Here is a 19,791-nt window from a genome sequence, read left to right on the forward strand (position 1 = left end):
CTCGCCCTGTTCCGTCAGACGACGCCATGCAGGAGACAGACATGCTGGTAGCAAAGGTCAGAAAGACACTTTCGAAGCTTTATGTGCAAGTGCTCATCGGAATCGTTGCGGGTATTCTGGTCGGGCACTTCTATCCGGACATCGGTTCGCAGCTCAAGCCGCTGGGCGATCTGTTCATCAAGCTGATCCGCATGCTGCTGGCGCCGATCATCTTCGCGTCGGTGGTCGTCGGCATTGCGCGCATGAACGACCTGCACGAAGCGGGCCGCGTCGGCGTCAAGGCGGTGTTGTACTTCGAGGTCGCATCGACGATCGCGCTCGTGGCCGGCATGGTGGTCGTGAATGTGATCAAGCCCGGCAGCGGGATGAACATCGACCCTGCGCATATCGATAGCGCGGCCATCACGACATACACGCACGCGGCGAAACAGCATGGCATGCTCGACTTCTTCATGAGCATCGTGCCGAACAGCATCGTGGGCGCGTTCGCAAATGGCGAGATGCTGCCGATTATTTTCTTCTCGGTGCTGCTCGCGATTTCCCTTGCAAAGCTGGGCCCGCGCACCGCGCCGTTCGTCGACATGCTCGACATGTTCCTGCAAGGCATGTTCGGCGTAGTGCGGATCGTCATGTATGTCGCGCCCATCGGTGCATTCGGCGGCATGGCGTTCACGATCGGCAAATATGGCATCGGCACGCTGGCGTCATTCGGCGAGTTGATGCTGTGCCTGTATCTGACGTCGATCTTTTTCGTGGTGGTCGTGCTTGGACTCGTCATGCGGATGTGCGGGTTGTCGCTGTGGAAGTATCTGCGCTATATCCGCGACGAAATTCTCATTACGCTCGGCACGGCATCGACGGAAGCGGTGTTGCCTCAGATGCTGATCAAGATGGAAAAGATGGGCTGCTCGCGTCCTGTGGTCGGCATGGTGCTGCCGACGGGCTATACGTTCAATGCCGACGGAACGGCGATCTATCTGACGATGGCGGCCTTGTTCATTGCGCAGGCGATGAACGTGCATCTCTCGATCTGGGACCAGTTGCTCGTGCTCGGCGTGCTGCTGCTGACATCCAAGGGTTCCGCCGGCGTGGCGGGAGCGGGCTTCGTCGCGCTGGCCGCGACGCTCGCTTCGATGCACAAGATTCCCGTCGAAGGGCTCGTGCTGCTGCTCGGCGTCGACCGTTTTCTCAACGAGGCGCGGGCCGTCACGAACCTGATCGGCAATGGCGTCGCGACCGTAGTTGTCGCGCGTTGGGAGGGTCAGCTCGACATGAAGCGGGCGCGCGCAGTGTTGAATCGCGAGCGCACGCGGGACGACGAAGTTCGAGAGCCTTATACGCAGCCTGCGACGGAAGCCACATCCGCAAGAGAACCGGCCGTGCGTTCAAACGCGCATTGAATTGCCCATCAGGCCGTCTCTACCCGGACCAGTCAAAGATATTCCAGCGCCGATCGAAGGAAAAGTGAAGTTCCTGCAGATCGGTGCCGTTAACAAGGATTGGTCCTTTTGTATCCATGAATTCAGCATGAAACTCACCATCAAGTTCCGTCTACTCGCCACCTTGACGCTGCTCGGCCTGCTCCTGATGGTGAGCGGCGTATTAGGCATCACGGGCATGCATGGTTCGAACAGTGCAGTCGCGCAGGCTTACATGAGCGATGTGGCAGCGGCGACCTCTTTGGGCAAGTCGAACCTCAACCTGACTGTCGTGCGCACCACGCTCGACCGTGTGCTGCTGCATCCCGAAGCACCGGACACGGGTGCGTTGATCGACAAGGCGCTCAACTATCTCGCGGTGTCCGACGCGGCGTGGAAGGAATACCGCGCACTGCCCGCATCGGACGCCGAAGCGGCGCTGTCGAAGGCTGTCGCAGACGCCCGTGCGGCGATGCTGCACGGAGCGCTCGAACCGATGATGGATGCGATGCGTCATGGCGATCACCCGCGCGCCGACCATATCGCGATGGTGGACATGCCGCCGCTCGCGGCATCCCTCACTCAGAAGACGGCGGCGCTCGACAAGTTCCGCACCGAGCAGGGCGCCGAACGCTACAAGAACGCGCAGGACCGTTACGATCTGCTGTTCACGGTGACGCTCGTCGCGATCGCAGTTGGATTGCTGGCGTGCGTTACATGTGGTTTCTCGCTGCTTCGCGCGATAGCACGTCCGATCGAGATGACCGTGCAGCATGTGGAGCGAATCGCGCAGGGCGACATGTCGCAACAATTGCGTTTCGAAACGGACGACGAAATGGGGCGTCTCGTGAACAGCGTCGGGCAGATGCAGCAGGGCGTTGCCGCGATGATCGAGCAGATCGCGCGCGGCAGCGATTCGATCGCGGCCGCGACGCAGCAGATTTCGGCCGGCAATGCGGACCTGTCGGCACGCACCGAGGCGCAGGCGGCATCCGTCGAGGAAACGGCGGCCAGCATGGAAGAACTGACCAGCGCCGTGTCGCAGAACGCCGAGCATGCACGCGAAGCGCGCGCGCTCGCCGAAGAGACGAACGTCACGGCAGGCGCGGGCGCCGATGTGGTGAATCAGGTCATCGTCGCGATGAAGGACATTCACGACGGCGCCAAACGGATGAACGAGATCATCGGCGTCATCGAGGGCATTGCGTTCCAGACCAACATTCTCGCGCTCAACGCAGCGGTCGAGGCCGCGCGCGCCGGCGAGGAAGGGCGCGGCTTCGCCGTCGTCGCGGGCGAGGTGCGTACTCTGGCGCAGCGCTCGGCGAGCGCCGCGAAGGAAATCAAGGCATTGATCGATGCGTCGGCTGCCCGCGTCGATGACGGCTCGCGTCTCGTCGGGCAGGCTGGGCAGACTATCGGAGAAGTGCGCGCGGCCGTCAGCCGCGTCTCGTCGATCATGAACGAAATCGCGACGGCTTCCGCCGAACAGAGCGACGGCATCGAGGAAGTCAACCGCGCGGTTTCGCAGATGGATGAGATGTCACAGCAGAATGCCGCTCTCGTCGAAGAGGCGGCTGCGGCGGCCGCGTCGCTGAAAGAGCAGACCGATCTGCTGAAGGCGGCGGCCGGCCGTTTCAGACTGGCAAGCGCGTACTGACGAGGGGCGCCTGGCACGGGCACAGGCGGCGCGTCAGTCGTCGAAATATCCCGCTGCCAGCGCCTCGTCGAAATCAGTGAGCCACGGCGCGAAGTGATCGGTGTCGTAGATGGCCTGCTTGCCGTTAGAGAGGCGGGTGACGGAAATCTGCCGAACCGCTCCGTTCGCGCCAGTCTTCGGGAAATCGTGGTTGTCCGTGATCCTGAACTCGCCGGGTGCGAGTCCACGGCTTGCAAGGACAGCCTTGACGTCTTCCTGTTCGTCCCACGAAAACTCGCTCAAGTCATGGGCTGGCATGTTCGTCTCCTCGGCGCGGTCAGCGCAGAACATCGTAGCACGGAGGCGTGACATGCCAGCGGTCAGGGGCGCTCGATCTCCTGGGGTCTCGGCGTAAGCGGCGCGCGCCGTCATTCGGCGAGCACGGCCGACAGCGCGCGGCCCTTCGTCGCGAACGACGCGAGCACCGCAAGTCCCAACGCCGACAGCAGCACGCCGAGGTGCATCGCGCCCGTCGCGCCCGTGTGATCGACGACGATGCCGCCCGCGAGCGAACCCGCGGCAATGGCCGTCTGCACGGCGCTCACGAAGAGCGCCGAGGCGGCTTCGGGGCGGCTCGGCGAGGTCAGTTGCATCCACATGCTCAGGCACAGCGGAATCGCGCCGTACGCGATGCCCCACGCGAGCACGCCCGCGATCACTGCACCATGCAGATGCGCAAAGGTGGGGAGTGTGACCAGCGACACCATCACGAGCGCCGTCATCGCGGACAACGAGAGCCGCGGATGCGAGGTGACGAATGCCGACGCGACGAAGTTGGACATGAACCCGACGATGCCGAAGCCGAGCAGAAGCGCCGTGACCCACGTTGCGCCGAGCACCGCGTTGTCTTCGAGGAAGGGCGCGATATACGTGTAGGCGCAGAAGTGGGCACCGAACAGCAGCGCGACGAGCAGCAGGCTGCGCACGACGGTCCAGCGCGTGAGCATGCGGCCGAAGTCGGCGAGTCGTGCAGCGGCGCGCGGCGGCAGATCGGGCAACAGCGTGGCCTGCATCAGCAGCGCGGCAAGCGCGAGCGCGGACGTCGCGAAGAACGACACGCGCCACGACGACAGATCGGCGATGAACGTCCCGAGCGGCACCCCGATCACGGTTGCGAGCGTGATGCCCATGAAGATCGTCGCGCTCGCCTTCGCGCTGTCGTCCTCTGTGACGATCTGTCCCGAGACGCCGAGCGCAACGGTCCAGAATCCACCGAGGCTGATGCCGAGCAATGCACGGCCGACGAGCATCGTCGCGAAGTTCGTTGCGAGCGCCGCGACGAGATTCGATGCGACCAGCGCGACCGATAACAGCAGCAGGATCGACCGACGGTTCAGACGGCCTGCCGCGAGCAGCAACATCGGCGCGGAGAGCGCGGCGATGAGTCCGGGCGTGGTGGTCATCAGGCCCGCCGTGCCGGGCGTGACGCCGAGGTCGGCGGCGATCTTCGGCAGCACGCCGACGGGCAGATACTCTGTCGTCACGAACGCGAACGAACCGAGCGCAATCGAGAGCACGGCGAGCCAGCGCCGTTTGTCGACGCTGGCGGGAATGGACGTGGGCGCATCGGCGATCGATGCGGGCTGATTGGTGTTCATACGGGAAGCTCCAGCAAGCGCGCAGCGGCCCGCGCGTGCATCTGCATCGCGCGGACTGGCTGTATCACGCAAAAGGAAAAATGCCGGGCGCGGTGTGTCGCGCAAGCAGAAGCGCGGCACACCGCCGATCGACTCGCTAACGCGCTCAAGCTGCGACGGCGTCCTCGTCATACGCCGGATAGTCGGTGTAACCGATTTCCGTGCCGCCGAAGAAAGTCTCGCGATCGTACTTGTTCAACGGCAGGCGATTGCGCAGCCGTTCCGGCAAGTCCGGGTTCGCGATGAAATGCCGTCCGAAGGCGACGAGATCAGCGTCGCCGCTTTGCAGAATCGCCTCGGCGCTGTCGCCGTCGAAGCCGCCCGCCGCGATGATCGGCCCATGAAAATGCGCGCGCAGTAACTTTGCCGCTACCGGGTTCTGGTCACGCGCGTCATCCTCCACATTGCCCGCGATGCGCGGCTCGATCAGATGCAGATACGCGATGCCGAGCGTATTCAGTTCCGCCGCCACATACGTGAAGAGTGGTTCGGGGTTGCTGTCGGACATGTCGCCCCATGAGCCGCTCGGCCCGAGACGGACCGCGACCTTGTCGGCGCCCCACACCGAGATCACGGCACGCGTGGTATCCAGCAGCAGGCGAGCGCGGTTCGCGATCGATCCGCCGTACACGTCCGTACGCCGGTTGCTGCCGTCCTGAAGGAACTGGTCGAGCAGATAGCCGTTGGCGGCATGCAGTTCGACGCCATCGAAGCCCGCCTTCACGCCGCGCTCGGCAGCCGTGCGGAAGCTTTCGACGATGCGCGCGACCTCGGCTGTTTCGAGCGCGCGGTTCGGCGTGTTCGGCACCCAGCCCGCTTCCGTGTAGGCAACGCCGCCGTGCGGCACTTCCGACGGTCCGACGGGGCGGCCGCCATCGGGCTGCAATTGCGCATTCGATTGCCGTCCGGCGTGATACAGCTGAAGGAAGATCTTGCCGCCTTTTGCATGCACGGCATCCGTCACGGCTTTCCAGCCGGCGATCTGGCTGTCGTCATACAGACCGGGCGCGCCGAGATAGCCGTTGCCGTCCGGCGCGGCGATGGTGGCTTCGCCGATCAGCAGTGCACCGGCTGACGCTCGCTGTGCATAGTATTCGGCCATCAACGGGCCGGGACGTGCGCCGCTTTCGGCACGCATACGGGTGAGCGGGGCGAGGACGACACGGTGTGCAATCTCGTACGAGCCGACCGCGACCTTCGAAAACAGTTTGGACATGTCAATCTCCATCATTCAGTGATTCGGGAATCTGCTGCGCAATGCCCGGTATCGGGCGACGCTTGACGCAAATGTAGAGGCGCTCGTGCGCCGGAAAAACCGTCGGCGGGTTCGGTCACTGCGGACACGCGTGTCCGCAATCGCGCGCGGCCCGCTGCACGCGGCTTGCGGAGATTGTTTGTGTCAACAGAACACTGATGTTTTTTCTACCGGGTTTATCCGTCGCGGTGCCGTTTCCATAATCCGAGCCACTTCAACGTGCATCGCGCTCTGCAATGTGCGTTCGATAGATACGATGAAAGGAATGCATCATGGCGAAAGTGATTACCTTTGCGCGGCACGGCGGTCCGGAGGTCTTCGAGTACATCGAAGCGGGCACACCCGAGCCTGCCGCCAACGAAGTGCGCATCCGTGTGAAGGCCATCGGCCTGAATCGCGCGGAATCGATGTGGCGTCGCGGCGAGTATGTCGAGCCCGCGAAGCTGCCGGCGCGCGTCGGATATGAAGCGTCCGGCGTGGTCGAGGCCGTTGGGGCGAACGTGACGCATGTCGATGTCGGCGATTCCGTCAGCACGGTGCCGTCGTTTTCGATGAACGATTACGGCGTGTACGGCGAACTCGTGCTGGCGCCTGCGCATGCCGTCGTGAAGAGCCCGGCGTGGCTGTCTCACGAAGACGCCGTGGCGATCTGGAACGTGTTCGTGACGCCCTATGCGGCGTTCACGGAACATGAGCGTGTCAAAGCGGGCGACGTCGTGCTGATTCCCGCGGCATCGAGCGGTGTCGGTATCGGTGCGATCCAGGTCGCGAAGCGACTCGGTGCGACGGCTGTCGCGCTCACGCGAACGCGCGACAAGCGTGACGCGCTCCTCGCGCTTGGCGCGGATCACGTGATCGTTACCGGCGAACAAGACCTCGTCGAAGCGGTGCAGCGCATCACGGACGGACGCGGCGCGGACCTCGCGTTCGATCCCGTCGGCGGCAAGAACTTCGCGCGTCTGATCGATGCGTTGCGACCTGGCGGCACGATCCTGTTGTACGGTGCCTTGAGTGCCGACGAGACTGTATTGCCGGTGCTGCCGTTGCTGGCCAAACGCATCACCGTGCACGGCTACAACCTCTTTGCAACGACGACCGACTCGCAGCGCCAGGCCGCTGCGGCAGCATTCGTTTTCGACGGATTGCAGTCGGGCGCGCTCAAGACCGTGATCGCGCATCGCTTCGAATTCGCGCAGATGGCGCAGGCGCATGCGGTGCTCGAACGCAACGAACACTTTGGCCGTATCGTGGTGTCGATGTGAGGCAATGATGGAATTCGACTTCGAAGCAATCGACGCAAAGCAACGCTACAAGCTGCTCGGTGCCGCCGTCACACCGCGACCGATCGCATGGGTGTCGACGCTGGGCGAGCAGGGTGAACTGAACGCCGCCCCGTTCTCGTTCTTCAATGCGTTCGGCGAAGATCCGCCCGTGATGGGGTTCAGCATCCTGCATCGCTCGGATACGGATCGCAAGGACACGGGCGAGAACGTGAGGCGAGAGCGGGAGTTCGTCGTGAATCTGGTGGGCGAGGTTAATCTGGAAGACATGAACGTCACGGCGATCGATTTCCCGCCGGAGCGCAGCGAGTTCATCGAGGCGGGTCTGGTGGCCGCGCCGTCGACGCGCATCCGCACGCCGCGCATTGCGCACAGTCCTGTCTCGTTCGAATGCAGGCTCTTCGACATCGTTCAGCTTGGACCGTCGCGATCGCTCGTGCTCGGTGAGGTACTGACGATGCATATCGTCGATGCTGCCGTCATCGATGCGCGGAAGGCTTATATCGACGCCCGCAAGCTGCGTCTGATCGGGCGCGGCGAACCCAACACCTATGTACGCACGAACGACGTGATACGTCTGCCGGCAATCCCGCTGCAAAGCTGGGCAGGGCGGCAGACGTGATAACCGGAGAAGCGAACATCATGGAAGCATCACAGGTTGCGCCGTTGCGCGTGGGTGTTATCGGCGTGGGCAACTGGGCGAAGCATGGTCATCTGCGCGTGCTCGATCTGTTGCCGCAGTACACGTTGCAGGCTGTCTATAGCCATCGCCGCGAGGCCGCCGAAGCGGCGGCGCGTGAGTATCGGATTGGACGTGTCACGGCGTCGATGGATGAACTGGTCGAAAGCCCGGATCTCGACCTCGTGGTCGTGCTGAACACGGCGCCGCAACATGCGCAGACCGTGAAGCGCGTGATCGCGGCGGGCAAGCACGTGTACTGCGAATGGCCGTTGACGACGACGCTCGCGGAGTCCGAAGAACTGTTGCGGCTCGCCGAAGCGCGCGGCGTACGTCATGTTGTCGGCTTGCAGCGGCGCTTCGCGCCTCACAACCGTTACGTGCGCGATCTGATCGAACAGGGCTATGTCGGCGAACTGCGCTCCGTGCGCATGCATGTGAGCATGAACTACTTCCAGGCGATGCGTACGCGTGCGCTCGAATGGACCGTGCCGCCGGAGAACTTTTCGTCGGTGGTTTCGATCTACGGCGGGCACTTTCTCGACATGCTCTTTTCGGCAACAGGCTGGCCCGTATCGATCGCCGCGCTTACGCCGAACCAGTTCCCTGCGGTGACGATCAGGGAAACAGGCGTGTCGATGCCAACCTCGACGCCCGATCAACTCGTGCTCGCAGGCATGCTCGACGAGCGTGCGGTGGTATCGGTACATATCGAAGGTGGCAAGCGCAATGGCTCTGGCGTGCAGATCGATATCACCGGGACGGAAGGCGACTTGCGGATCACGAACGCGTCGGCGTTCGGCGATGTGGGCGACGATTATGAAATCTTCGGTGCGCATGGCGACAAGCTCGCACTCGAACGGCTCGACGTGCCCGGCTCGTACCATCGTCTGCCGGATTCGCCGCTGCCTTCGGCCGTGCTGGAACTGGCCGAACTGTACTGGGCGTATGCGCACGACATGGCGAACGGCACGCGCACTGCACCCAACTTTGCCGATGCGGTGCGGATGCATCATCTGATCGACAGTGCTCAAGCTTCGTATGCGGAGCGGCGGTTCGTGCGCTTGAACGCGCAGTAATGAATCGCCTGAGCGACTCGCGGCGATTACACCGCATGTAATTGGCGCGCCTCGCCGCCGCGCCTACTCTTTGGCTGTCGCGCAACCATTCCGGTTGCGCTCACCGTCCAAGGAGATGCACATGTCCCGCTATCCCATCCATACGATCGAATCGGCACCCGCTCAATCGAAGCCTGTTCTCGAACAACTGCAACAGGCATTCGGCCTGATTCCGAATATCGCGGCGAAGATGGCCGCTTCGCCTGTGCTGATCAACGGCTTCATCGGTCTGTTCGAGCGCGTGCATGCGAGCAGCCTCACTGAGCAGCAGATCCAGACGCTGCTGCTGACCAATGCAGTCGCGAATGCAAGCGAATGGCCTGTCGCGTTCCATACGGCGCTCGCGTTGCAGCAAGGCGTCCATCACGCCGATGTCGACGCGATCCGGCAAGGCGTTTTGCCTCATGACGCCGGACTGGCCGCGCTGTCGATGGTCGCGCGTACGCTGATCGACAAGCGCGGGCGCCTTGCCGCTGAAGATCAGAAGCGCTTCTTCGAAGCAGGGTTCAGTGCTGAGCAATTGCTCGAAGTCATCGCCGTCGTGGCGGCATCGACCATCACGAACTACACAGCAAGCGTCACGCAGCCGCCTCTTGAAGCACAGTTCGAGGAATTCGTCTGGCGTGCAGCCGCACGCTGAGTTCCGCCGCGTTATATTGCGCTTCTCGAATGAAGGAAATGGGCAAGGAATGGCGATGAGCGCAAACATGCCGCCGGGCGAACTCGGGAATCTGCTGCGTTACTGGCGCGATGTGCGAGGCGTCAGTCAGCTGGATCTGTCGCTCGAAGCGGGTATTTCGCAGCGGCAGATCAGCTTTATCGAAAGCGGGCGCAGCGTGCCCGGTCGCGATACGCTGCTGACGCTCGCGCAAACGCTCGACGTGCCGCTGCGCGAGCGCAACGCGTTGTTGCTCGCCGCCGGCTACGCGCCGATGTATTCGGAGGCGCCGTGGAGTGCGCAGGAAATGCATGGCGTGGTTCGCGCGCTCGAACGCGTCGTGCGGCAGCACGAACCGTTTCCTGCCATCGTCATGGATCGTCACTGGAACGTGCTGATGACCAACGATGCCGCGCTGCGTTTTTTCGGCCGCTTCATCGACATGGCTGCACGCGAAGGTCCGCGCAACATGCTGCATCTGATGTTCGATCCGCACGGCATGCGTCCGTTCGTCGACGATTGGGAGAGCGTCGCGCGTAGCCTGCTGCAACGCGTGCATCGCGAATCGGTCGGGCATGTGGTCGACGACGCGACGCGGCATCTGCTCGATGAACTGCTTGCCTACCCGAATGTGCCGCGCGACTGGAATACGCATCATGCGAAGAATGCAGCGCCGACGATGCCCGTCATTCCGATGGGTTTCGTCAGCGACGGTACGGCGCTTCGCTATTTCTCGATGGTCACGACTGTGGGCGCGCCGCAGAACGTAGCCGCGCAGGAGTTGCGGATGGAATGCATGTTCCCCGCCGATGAAGAGACGGAAGCGCGTCATTTGCGTTTGCTTGACGTTAAAACGCAGCGTTGAATTACATTGAATTCTTTCCTCGACGCAACCGGAATAGCGCCCAAGCGATTTCCGCCGCATTTGTCATTCAGTGCACCTCACATATTTAACCTTTAGTCAGAGTTTGATGAAAATTTAAAATCATTTCATGGTTTGTTCGTTTGATATTTTGTAGAATCGCGCGGGCTGTAAAAAGCAGCCAGAGGATATGCGCTGTCTCGATGCAATCAACAAAATTTCAACAATATGAACCTGAAATGCTTTGTGCTTGTCGCAAGCGCACTGGCTCCTGTTCTCGCGCACGCGGGCTGTGAAGAGAAACTGCAATCGTGGGCGCATCAGTTGCAGCCAGGACGCGAGATGGCAGGGGATTTCTCCAGCTGCAAGGCATGGCCTGCGAACCCGGAGCTAACGCTGGCAGTGCTGCTGTTTCCGCAGAAGAGCAACAGCGACGACGAAGGCACTTACGATCTGGATGTGCTCGTTGCCGATAGTCATTCAGGCGATATCGTTGCGCACAACCACCAGGCGTCGGCTGTTTCGTATGATGCGCTGCGCCTTTCGGGCGTGTCGCTCGACACCGCGCGTTATCGGCTGTCGTCTTCCGATCGTGCGTTTGGCGTACGCATCACTCACACCGGCTCTTCTCGCGTATCGCCTTATGAATCCACCGCGCTCAGCCTGTACATGACGGACGGCAAAAACGTGCGCCCTGTTCTTGACCGGCTGATCGTCACGTCGGCATCGGGAGATTGGGACGGCAACTGCGCGGGCACGTTCGATTCGACGCTACGTACGATCGATATGGGTCCGATGGGAAAGGACGGCTATGCAGCGTTGAACGTTTCAGAGAAGAGTGTGCACCGTGTGAGTACCGTGCGAAAGAACGATTGCGAGCAGAACGATCAGCGGCCTGTTCTTGCGCATTTTGTGATCGAGTATCGCAATGGGCGCTATGGCGTGCCGAAGGGATTGCAGGGCGACTAAACATCGCTGGCGTGCGTTCGTACACGGCGACCAGTCTGGTCGCGTTCCCTGTACAAGAAAAAATCGAGGAATAACTTGCTGCGCAAACATCTCGCGGGGCCGCTGCTTGCCGGCCTGTTGCTTACGTCTTCCGCTCACGCAAGCTGGGACGACTCCTGCGAACCCAGTGCAACGCTCAGGATGAGCGATTACTCATGTGCGGGCGTACCCGTCTTGAGCCCGGGCAACGACACGCGGATCAACGCGTTGCTGCTGATGAGCAAGCCCGGTCAACTCGCCCAGGTCTTTCCGGACCCGAAGAAGGTGCCGGCGGCGGACCGGCCGAACCGGCTCTCCGTGCCGTTCTGGTATGACTTCTCGGGATGGGTCGACATCGGCCAGAAGCCGTCTGGCGACGGCGATTCGCCCACTGATGCCCGGTCGAATGTCTATGCGGACGGCGAGGGCGATATCTGCCGGAGCATGACGTCGGGTGAAGCGGCATTCAACGAGGCGCTGGCGGCTGCGAAAGATGTGCCCGCCGACGACCTCACCCGTTTGCGTGCTGCCCGTCAGCAGCTCCAGAACGCTTGTGCGCCGAGCGGCAATCAGCCCGGCTCGGCAAAGGCCGCGAGCCTGAAATCCGCGCTCGGTCAGCAGTTCGCGATCTATCTCGACGGCGCCAACGCGTTCTATCGTCGCGACTTTGCGTACGCCACCAAAGCGTTTGCAAATGTGTCGCGCAGCACTGATCCGTGGTTGAGGGAAACGGGTCTTTACATGGCGGGCCGCGCCCAACTCAACGCAGCGCAAGCCGACGCAATCGAGGATTCCGGCGTCAATCCGGACCGGATATTGAAGGTAGCCCTTGGTGCTGCCGATACCGTTTTCCGTGCCTATCTCAAGGTATATCCGCAAGGCGCCTATGCGGCATCTGCGGCCGGGCTGCAGCGACGCGTCGCGTGGCTCGCAGGCAATGGGGCGCAGCAGGCCGATCTTTATGCCAAGGCTTTCGCGAACTGGTCGCCCGAGACGTCGAATGTGCCGCTTGGTCAGTTGGCAAATGAAATCGACAGCAAGCTGCTGCAACGAACCGACATCGCGCGAGGGAAGGTTACGGAACCCAGCGTGCTGGCGATCGACGATCTGGCATGGATGCGCAAGTCTTCATTCGAGAAATCGTCCAATCAAAAAACAGCCATGACACTCGACGAACTGCGCGCGCAAAAGCCGCGCTTCGCCGCAGCGCCGGGTTTGCACGACTACCTGCTCGCATCCTGGCACGTTTATGTCGATCACAAGCCGGCCGAGGCGCTTGCGTTGCTGCCGAAGACCGTGGATGGCCCGCTCGATTACTTCCGTTTCAGCCAGCAGACGCTGCGCGGATTCGCACTCGAAGACAGCGGTCACGCGGATGATGCGCGGCAACTGTGGACGAAGCTGATCCCGCTTGCCAAGTACCCTTTGCAGCGCGAGGCGCTCGAACTGACGCTGGCGATCAACCTCGAGCAGGCGGGCCTCGTCGATCGCGTCTTTGCGGATGATTCGCTGGTTCAGGACGCCGCTGTCCGCTCTATCCTTCTGCAGCACACTGCCAGCGCGGATCTGCTGCGCGCACAGGCGCAAAACATGGCGACCAGCGCGGAGCTTCGCAATATCGCGCTTTATACGCTGCTCTACAAGGGCATTGCGCACGGACAGTACCCGGCGTTCATAGCGGACCTGGCGCTCATTCCCGCTCGGCCTTCCGATGCGCTGAAGCCGTTTACGCTGCCCGCGAGTTCGGGCGACGACGGTTACACGTGTCCATCGATTCGCGACGTGGCCGCGTCGTTGCAGCAGAATGCGACTGACGCTAAAGGGATGAACTGTCTTGCCGACTTTCTTCGTCGCTATCCGGTGGTGTACGGTCTCGTTGACGACAGCGCATCGTCACGGTATGGGCAGCCGAAGACAGATCGGCAGGAAGGCATGCCTGCCTCTCTGGGCAGCACGCCGGCACAGTTCGCCGGCAAGCCGTTTGAGCGCATGACGATCTACAGATCCGTGATGGCGGACAAGCAGGCATCGTCCGATGACCGGGCCTACGCGTTGTATCGTGCGATCCGGTGTTTTGCGCCGTCAGGCACGAGCGATTGCGGCGGCAACGACATCTCGACGGCCACGCGCAAGCAATGGTTCAACACCTTGAAGGCGTCGTATCCGGGCAGCAAATGGGCGAACTCGCTGCGCTATTACTGGTGACGGGCGAATGAGGCGGGTCTTCTGCGCCGCGCTGCTGCTGTGCACGCACATCGCTGTGGCGGGTACGGTCGACGCCGCGCATTACGATGCGTTCTGGGTGTGGGCCGGCGTCAGGACGCAACCGGTCCTGGAGAGCGCGCGCACGGTGTATGTGCTTCAAGGGCAGATCGAAGCATCGCGCGAGGACGATACGCAGGTGCGCTTCATCGCACAAGGCGCATCGGTGCCGGTGCTGCCGAATGCGAACACGTGGCTCGTGTACCGTGCACATACCCTGCGCTGGACGCCGCGAATCGAGCAGATCATGCTGGCACAACTGCAGCGCTGGCGCGCGTCAGGTCGGGCGATTACCGGCATTCAGATCGACTTCGATGCGCGTACGCGTCATCTCGACGACTACTTCGATTTTCTGCGGCGACTGCGCGAGCAACTGCCGCCCGACTGCCGGCTGAGCATTACGGGTTTGCTCGACTGGAGCAGCCGCATCGACGCAGACCAGGTCAACGAACTCAGGCGGATAGTCGACGAAGTCGTCGTGCAGACCTATCAGGGGCGTCGCACGATCGATGGCTACGATGCCTATCTAGCTCGCGTCGGGCGCCTGCAACTGCCGTTTCGGATCGGTGTCGTTCAAGGCGGCGAATGGGTGCCGCCTTCGTATCTCGCGCAGAGTCCGTGGTTTCGCGGTTATGTCGTCTTTTTACGCAACCCGTAAAGCAAGCGTATGCGCGAGTTACGCCAGCAACGTCAACAACAGCCGCTTCAACTCCACTGACTCTCGCGGCGACAGCTTTGCCGTGAGAATGCGCTCGACTTCCTCGACACGCGGCCGCAAGGTCGCGAGCTGCTTCTTGCCCGCTGCGGTGAGGAACAGCACGTAGCTGCGCTTGTCGTCGGGATCGTCTGAGCGCTCGACCAGACCATTGCGAACCAGGCGCGCAGTGAGATCGGCGATGGTCGAACGGTCTACGTCGAGTTCATCGCCGAGCTGACGCTGATTGATGCCGGGCGTCTTCTGCAGGATCTCGAGCGCCGCGTATTGCACGCTCGTGATCTCGGCAGACACTTCGCTGAGCCATACGGCGACGTGGCGCTGCTGGGCGCGGCGCACGAGGCTGCCCGTGAATTTGGACAGTGCTTCGGGAGTGTCGTGTTTGTTCGGCAATTTCGCAATGTCGAAGTGGTTAGTGCATGCGGAATATCGGCCGGAAGAAGGCGTTCAGTTCAGCGTATGCATCCAGGGGAAGGACATGCGCGACATATTGATCCGGACGGACCACAACCAGCGCACCCCGTTCGCGATCGATGCCGCGCTCGTCGAAGATATCAGTCGCGGCATCGCTCGTAAATGCTTTCTCGTAGTCGATGAGGCCGTGGCGTCCTTTGCGCGGCAGCAAGAAAGCGGGCAGGTCTTCGAGCCGGACTTCGCGGTGAGGCTGCTGCAGTACCGCACGCAGATCGAGAACGCTGTCGATATCGGCACCGTTCGGCGTGACGAGCCGCATGATCGAATCGGGCGATGTCGCGAGATGCTCGCACAGTGCATCGAGCAGCGTCCGATTCGCGTCCGCGAAAGCGTACAGCCGCCAGCAACCGTCAGCGCGTGCTGCGTGTCCGAGGTGAACGGGCTTCGCATCCGCGAGACGCACGACGGGCGACGAGTGAAAGCGCGTGCCGATCGAGAAGCCTTTGGCCAGCGCCTGATGCGTCGCTTCGCCCGTCAGCATGGCCGGCCGGTAGCGCGTCGCGACGCCTGCCGTATAGCGGCCCGCGCGCACGAAGTACGCCTGAAGCTCGGCGGGATCGACGCCGCCCGCTTCGGGACGCGTGGGATCCTTCGGCGGCGCGGCCATCATCGCGGACCATTCCTTGTCGAAGTCGATCAGCTCTTGTGCGATCGGCTGACGTTCGTCGGAATACGTGCGCAACAGATCGATGCCGCTGCGGCCCTGCAACACGGCGGCGAGTTTCCAGCCGAGGTTGAAGCCGTCCTGCATCGATACGTTCATGCCCTGGCCCGCCTTCGCGCTATGCGTGTGACAGGCATCGCCCGCGATGAACACGCGAGGCTCGCGCGAGGTTCCGTCTTCGGCGACGGCATCGTCGAAGCGGTCGGTCAGACGCTGTCCCACTTCGTACACCGAGAACCATGCGACTTCTTTCACATCGAGCGAATACGGATGCAGGATGCTTTGAGCTGTCTGAATGATGCGCTCGACAGTGGCCTGTTTGATTTCATCGCGATTCTCCGGCGTGACTTCGCCGAGATCGACGTAGAAGCGCACCAGATAACCGCCTTCGCGCGGAATGATCAGCAGATTGCCCTTGCTTGCCGACTGAATGGCCGCCTTCAGCCGGATATCCGGAAAGTCCGTGACGGCCAGCGCGTCCATCACACCCCATGCATGATTGGCCGCATCGCCGCGCAGCGTTTGTCCGATGGATGTACGCACGCGGCTGCGGGCACCGTCGCAACCGACCACATAACGCGCACGGACGACGACCTGCTCGTCGAGGCGCTCGGCATCCATGCGGCGCAACGTGACGCGCACGGGATAGTCGCCGGCATCGTCGCGCTGCACGTCGACGACTTCGAGATCGTAGTCGGGTTCGAGACGTTGCGCGGAACGGCGCATCACGTCGAGCAGATAGTCCTGCACGCGCGCCTGATTGACGATGACATGCGGAAACTCCGACATGCCTGTTTCGGTATCCTGAACACGACCGGTACGCTTGATCGCGCCGCGATCGTTCGCGTCGGGTCTCCAGAACACCGTTTCGTTGACCCAATAGGCTTCGCGTAACAGGCGATCGGCAAGACCGAATGCATTGAACATCTCGACGGTCCGGCAGGCGACACCATCCGCCTGACCCATCAGCAACGGTCCGGCGCGGCGCTCGACGATACGCGTCGTGATCGACGGAAACTGCGACAGTTGCGCGGCCAGCACGAGCCCCGCAGGTCCGCTGCCGATGACGAGTACGTCAACCGTGTCGGGCATCTCTGCACGCGGTGCGTTGTCGAGCACCGGCTCGATGGTCGGATCGCCGACGCGGAAACCGTTGAGATGAAATTGCATGATGTCTTCCTCCAGTTCGTACAGGTCATCTTGAAGGTGAATATACTCCGTACACCAACCATTTGAAAGTACAACCTGCACGGATGGATGTTTACCCTGGTGACAGCGGAGGAAGGCATATTTCTGGTGCTTGCGAGCCGTGCGGTCGATCAGCGGGCGCGTGTCGCGTGCGAAGGGCTGATCGCACAAGGCGCTGCGGATTCGAGGCGTTCAACCAATGCGCGCAGCCGGCGCACTTGCGTGTGCATGATGCCGTGCGTGGCTTGCAACTGCTGGATACGTCCATGCCAGTAGCGCTTGCCGAAGATCGTCTGCGCACATTCTGCGCCGATGACCCGTTCGAGATGCGTGATCGCGTCGTCGAGATTGTTGATCGAATAAGGACTGACGATGTCGCCTGGTGCCATTCATTCCCCTGACAAGATGCAATGTCAGGAATGGTCGCGCAACGTCAGGACAGATCGTGTCCCGAGGGAGTGGGCTGCCACACAAGGCAGGAAAAAAGCCGGCGTCGCTCCCGCGACGCCGGCTTCATGAGGTGCTGCTAAAGCGTGCTCAGTTCGTCGCCACTAAAGGATTCGACGGCACGATCCGGACAGCAGCAGGACTTTGCACCAGCGGATTCCACCACGACAGATGCATGTTGGCCGCGCCCGTGCCGTGCACGTATTCGACCTTGATCGACGTCGGCTGCTTCGCATTCAGCCAGACGATGCCGCTCGTTGTCGAACGGGTCGAAGTCTTCTTGTTGATGACCTCGACGCCGTTGATCCACAACCGAGCCACGTTGTCGCTGTTGATCGAGAACGTGTAGAGGCCCGACTGCGACGCTTCGATCGCACCTGTCCAGCGAATGCCATAGTTCGTCGCATTGATGCCCGCCGACGCATCCGGCGAGTCCGTGCCGCGCTCCGTGTTCAGATCGAAATCGACGAGCGGCGTAACCGACGTCTTGACGGGTGCGCTGCTGAAGCTCGGGTCGTTGTAGTACGCGACGTTCAGTACCGGCAGCTTCACATCGAATCCACCCGTCAGCGCCTGAACTTCCGACGTTTGCCACGGGTGACCGTCCGGGTAGATGGTGCCCTGGAACGGCGTCGCCGGTTCGACCGTCGCCGGTGCGCCCGGCGTCTGGCCCCAGTGGAAGCGCGTATTGGTGCGCCCGATCATCAGCTCCCAGATGATGAAGCCCGTGCTGCCGCCGTAGTTCGACACGATGCCCGGCATCGTCTGCCCTGCTGTGCCCGTGAAGCCGCGCTGCAGCGTCTCCGAGTTCAGCGCATTCACATAGCTGCCGTTGACAGGGCCCGTGTACGGATTGCCATACGGATGGAACGCGTAGAAGTCCGAGAAGTACGTGCCTTCATCTTCCTGCACCTGCGGCGAATTGATCGGCTGCGTGGCGCCTGCATTCAGGATCGCGATGCGCGCATCGTTCATCAGCACCGCGCGCGTTTGCTGCAACGAACCGTTACCGCTGCAACCCGGCTCGTTCATCGGTTCCCAGAAGATGATGCGCGAGTCGTTACGGTGCGGCGCGACGAAGTCGGTGATGTAGTTCGCGAGGCTCGCCTTATACGTCACCGACGCGTTCGATGCCGTCGGCTGGAAGTAGGCCTGCTCGATCGGCGTGCCCGGCGACTGCACCCACTGGCTGTTGTGCACGCCCCAGACGGGCGCCGGCTGCGGTCCGTATTGCGGCGTCGGGTTCCAGCAGTCGTCGTAGAAGATCGGCGACACCTTGATGCCGTGCCGCGTCGCGATTTCCAGCAGGTTCTCGAACTTGCTCAGGAACGCGACCCGATCGTTGGCCCACACGAGGTAGTGCAGATACACCGCGATCGTGTTGACGCCGTAGGTCTGCGCATAAGTCAATTCGCGATTGACGACGGCGGGATCGTAGTTTTGCCAGAAGTCGATTGCGTTGACGGCCGTCGACGGCGTATAGACCATGCCGACCACTTTCGAGAAGTCGAAGGTCGGCGACTTCACGGCCGGATAGGTCTTGATCGTGATGTTGCTGAACGTCGCACCGACGCCGAAGCGGCGCACGCCGAAACTGCCGCTCGCGAACACGGCGGGCAGTGCATTGGTCGCGTCGTTCGCGCTGATCACGCGTTGCTGGTCGAGATCGACGGTGATGGCCGTGCCGCTCGTCGTGACCTTCAGATGGTGCGTGCTGCCGCCGACGATCGCGCTGTTCGGGTACTGGATGAACTGCGTCCAGTTGTTGTTCTCGCGGCCGACGACCAGCGTGTGCGAGCCCGTGTCGAGGCCGATGAAATAGCCCGTCAGGCTATCGGGGCCGCCCGCCGTCGGATTGGTCGTGCGCACGATGAAGCCGGCGTTGGCCGGTCCGGTGCCGACGGGATTGCTGACCGTGACGTCCGCTTCGTAGGATGCCGTCGCATACGTGCTGCCGAGCGCGACGGCCTTGTCGCCCGCGCCGGTGCCGTTGGTGGCGGGCGCAGGAATCGTGATGCTCGAAGGCGTCGGCCCCGGCGCCCAGCCTTGCGTGGAGCCGGCTGCGAGATAGCTCGTGAAGTCGCCGAAGCTGAGCGTGGTCGTGGAGAGCGCGGCGGGCGGCGCGGGCGGTGTGTACGGCGGCAGATTCTTGTCCGGATCGCTGATGACGACAGCCGGCGTGGTGGTTCGCATGCCGAGCGGCGTGGAGCCCGCCAGCTTGAATTCGTTTTGCACGGCGGCGGATGCCGCGTTTGCGGCGGGCGTCTGCGCGTCCGCTACCGCTGTTGGGTTGGGTGAGTCGCTGTTGCCACCGCACGCGGCCAGAATCACCGCGCTTGCTGAAAGCACGAAGAAGTTGCGCACCTGTCTCTCCTGAAATCCCCGTGTTTATAGAAGGTCGTAAATTATTATTAATTTATTGCGCATGGCTCTGCCTTCGCCCATGCGCGG

General features: G+C 62.2%; 17 protein-coding genes. 10 read left to right on the forward strand and 7 right to left on the reverse strand.

The annotated features are described in order from the left end of the window. Positions 1–41: 41 nt before the first annotated feature. Both dctA and G3N95_RS00710 read left to right on the forward strand, forming a co-directional pair. Complete coding sequence (gene dctA / locus G3N95_RS00705; protein ID WP_205968038.1) at positions 42–1,400, forward strand: C4-dicarboxylate transporter DctA; 1,359 nt, start codon at positions 42–44, stop codon at positions 1,398–1,400. 127 nt (positions 1,401–1,527) lie between these two features. After that, entirely contained in the window at positions 1,528–3,075 is a 1,548-nt protein-coding gene (locus G3N95_RS00710) for a methyl-accepting chemotaxis protein (RefSeq protein ID WP_205968039.1), read from the forward strand. A 33-nt stretch (positions 3,076–3,108) separates the two neighbouring features. Here the strand turns inward: G3N95_RS00710 and G3N95_RS00715 are convergent, their stop codons facing one another. The 3 genes from G3N95_RS00715 to G3N95_RS00725 form a co-directional block, all read right to left on the reverse strand. Then, positions 3,109–3,372, reverse strand: a complete 264-nt coding sequence (locus G3N95_RS00715) for a hypothetical protein (RefSeq protein WP_205968040.1) — start codon at positions 3,370–3,372, stop codon at positions 3,109–3,111. Between the two features lie 110 nt (positions 3,373–3,482). Next, positions 3,483–4,712, reverse strand: coding sequence for an MFS transporter (locus G3N95_RS00720; protein WP_205968041.1), 1,230 nt, complete (start codon positions 4,710–4,712; stop codon positions 3,483–3,485). A gap of 145 nt (positions 4,713–4,857) precedes the next feature. Further along, positions 4,858–5,967: an alkene reductase gene (locus tag G3N95_RS00725; protein ID WP_205968042.1), complete on the reverse strand. Its 1,110-nt coding sequence runs from the start codon at positions 5,965–5,967 to the stop codon at positions 4,858–4,860. A 311-nt stretch (positions 5,968–6,278) separates the two neighbouring features. On the opposite strand from G3N95_RS00725, the gene G3N95_RS00730 reads away from it, so the two are divergent. The 8 genes from G3N95_RS00730 (at position 6,279) to G3N95_RS00765 (ending at position 14,510) form a co-directional block, all read left to right on the forward strand. After that, positions 6,279–7,268: a zinc-dependent alcohol dehydrogenase family protein gene (locus G3N95_RS00730; RefSeq protein WP_205968043.1), complete on the forward strand. Its 990-nt coding sequence runs from the start codon at positions 6,279–6,281 to the stop codon at positions 7,266–7,268. A gap of 4 nt (positions 7,269–7,272) precedes the next feature. Beyond that, positions 7,273–7,908, forward strand: a complete 636-nt coding sequence (locus G3N95_RS00735; RefSeq protein WP_205968044.1) for a flavin reductase family protein — start codon at positions 7,273–7,275, stop codon at positions 7,906–7,908. 20 nt (positions 7,909–7,928) lie between these two features. Beyond that, the gene (locus G3N95_RS00740) at positions 7,929–9,044 is read left to right on the forward strand and encodes a Gfo/Idh/MocA family oxidoreductase (protein ID WP_205968045.1); all 1,116 of its coding nucleotides are present in this window, start codon (positions 7,929–7,931) and stop codon (positions 9,042–9,044) included. Positions 9,045–9,165: 121 nt separating this feature from the next. Further along, a complete protein-coding gene (locus G3N95_RS00745) occupies positions 9,166–9,723 on the forward strand; it encodes a carboxymuconolactone decarboxylase family protein (RefSeq protein WP_205968046.1) in 558 nt (185 codons plus the stop codon). A gap of 49 nt (positions 9,724–9,772) precedes the next feature. Next, positions 9,773–10,606: a helix-turn-helix transcriptional regulator gene (locus G3N95_RS00750; protein WP_205968047.1), complete on the forward strand. Its 834-nt coding sequence runs from the start codon at positions 9,773–9,775 to the stop codon at positions 10,604–10,606. A 339-nt stretch (positions 10,607–10,945) separates the two neighbouring features. Then, entirely contained in the window at positions 10,946–11,572 is a 627-nt protein-coding gene (locus G3N95_RS00755) for a hypothetical protein (RefSeq protein WP_205968048.1), read from the forward strand. A 75-nt stretch (positions 11,573–11,647) separates the two neighbouring features. Beyond that, positions 11,648–13,795 carry a hypothetical protein gene (locus G3N95_RS00760; RefSeq protein WP_241018155.1) on the forward strand — a complete coding sequence of 716 codons (2,148 nt, stop codon included), beginning with the start codon at positions 11,648–11,650 and terminating at the stop codon, positions 13,793–13,795. Positions 13,796–13,802: 7 nt separating this feature from the next. Then, complete coding sequence (locus G3N95_RS00765; RefSeq protein WP_205968049.1) at positions 13,803–14,510, forward strand: DUF3142 domain-containing protein; 708 nt, start codon at positions 13,803–13,805, stop codon at positions 14,508–14,510. A gap of 18 nt (positions 14,511–14,528) precedes the next feature. Here the strand turns inward: G3N95_RS00765 and G3N95_RS00770 are convergent, their stop codons facing one another. The 4 genes from G3N95_RS00770 to G3N95_RS00785 form a co-directional block, all read right to left on the reverse strand. After that, on the reverse strand, positions 14,529–14,960 hold the full coding sequence (locus G3N95_RS00770) for a MarR family transcriptional regulator (protein WP_205968050.1): 432 nt from the start codon (positions 14,958–14,960) through the stop codon (positions 14,529–14,531). 19 nt (positions 14,961–14,979) lie between these two features. Then, on the reverse strand, positions 14,980–16,875 hold the full coding sequence (locus tag G3N95_RS00775) for an FAD-binding monooxygenase (protein WP_205968051.1): 1,896 nt from the start codon (positions 16,873–16,875) through the stop codon (positions 14,980–14,982). 149 nt (positions 16,876–17,024) lie between these two features. Next, positions 17,025–17,282, reverse strand: coding sequence for a hypothetical protein (locus tag G3N95_RS00780; RefSeq protein WP_205968052.1), 258 nt, complete (start codon positions 17,280–17,282; stop codon positions 17,025–17,027). Positions 17,283–17,430: 148 nt separating this feature from the next. Then, positions 17,431–19,704, reverse strand: coding sequence for a PA14 domain-containing protein (locus G3N95_RS00785; protein WP_205968053.1), 2,274 nt, complete (start codon positions 19,702–19,704; stop codon positions 17,431–17,433). Positions 19,705–19,791 lie beyond the last annotated feature (87 nt).

The sequence above is a fragment of the Paraburkholderia sp. Tr-20389 genome (assembly GCF_017104565.1).
GTDB lineage: Bacteria > Pseudomonadota > Gammaproteobacteria > Burkholderiales > Burkholderiaceae > Paraburkholderia.

Excerpts from the sequence above, each read along its gene's own strand:
- dctA (WP_205968038.1), top strand. The coding sequence starts at position 42 with ATGCTGGTAGCAAAGGTCAGAAAGACACTTTCGAAGCTTTATGTGCAA.
- G3N95_RS00710 (WP_205968039.1), top strand. The coding sequence starts at position 1,528 with ATGAAACTCACCATCAAGTTCCGTCTACTCGCCACCTTGACGCTGCTC.
- G3N95_RS00715 (WP_205968040.1), bottom strand. The coding sequence starts at position 3,372 with ATGCCAGCCCATGACTTGAGCGAGTTTTCGTGGGACGAACAGGAAGAC.
- G3N95_RS00720 (WP_205968041.1), bottom strand. The coding sequence starts at position 4,712 with ATGAACACCAATCAGCCCGCATCGATCGCCGATGCGCCCACGTCCATT.
- G3N95_RS00725 (WP_205968042.1), bottom strand. The coding sequence starts at position 5,967 with ATGTCCAAACTGTTTTCGAAGGTCGCGGTCGGCTCGTACGAGATTGCA.
- G3N95_RS00730 (WP_205968043.1), top strand. The coding sequence starts at position 6,279 with ATGGCGAAAGTGATTACCTTTGCGCGGCACGGCGGTCCGGAGGTCTTC.
- G3N95_RS00735 (WP_205968044.1), top strand. The coding sequence starts at position 7,273 with ATGATGGAATTCGACTTCGAAGCAATCGACGCAAAGCAACGCTACAAG.
- G3N95_RS00740 (WP_205968045.1), top strand. The coding sequence starts at position 7,929 with ATGGAAGCATCACAGGTTGCGCCGTTGCGCGTGGGTGTTATCGGCGTG.
- G3N95_RS00745 (WP_205968046.1), top strand. The coding sequence starts at position 9,166 with ATGTCCCGCTATCCCATCCATACGATCGAATCGGCACCCGCTCAATCG.
- G3N95_RS00750 (WP_205968047.1), top strand. The coding sequence starts at position 9,773 with ATGGCGATGAGCGCAAACATGCCGCCGGGCGAACTCGGGAATCTGCTG.
- G3N95_RS00755 (WP_205968048.1), top strand. The coding sequence starts at position 10,946 with ATGGCAGGGGATTTCTCCAGCTGCAAGGCATGGCCTGCGAACCCGGAG.
- G3N95_RS00765 (WP_205968049.1), top strand. The coding sequence starts at position 13,803 with ATGAGGCGGGTCTTCTGCGCCGCGCTGCTGCTGTGCACGCACATCGCT.
- G3N95_RS00775 (WP_205968051.1), bottom strand. The coding sequence starts at position 16,875 with ATGCAATTTCATCTCAACGGTTTCCGCGTCGGCGATCCGACCATCGAG.
- G3N95_RS00780 (WP_205968052.1), bottom strand. The coding sequence starts at position 17,282 with ATGGCACCAGGCGACATCGTCAGTCCTTATTCGATCAACAATCTCGAC.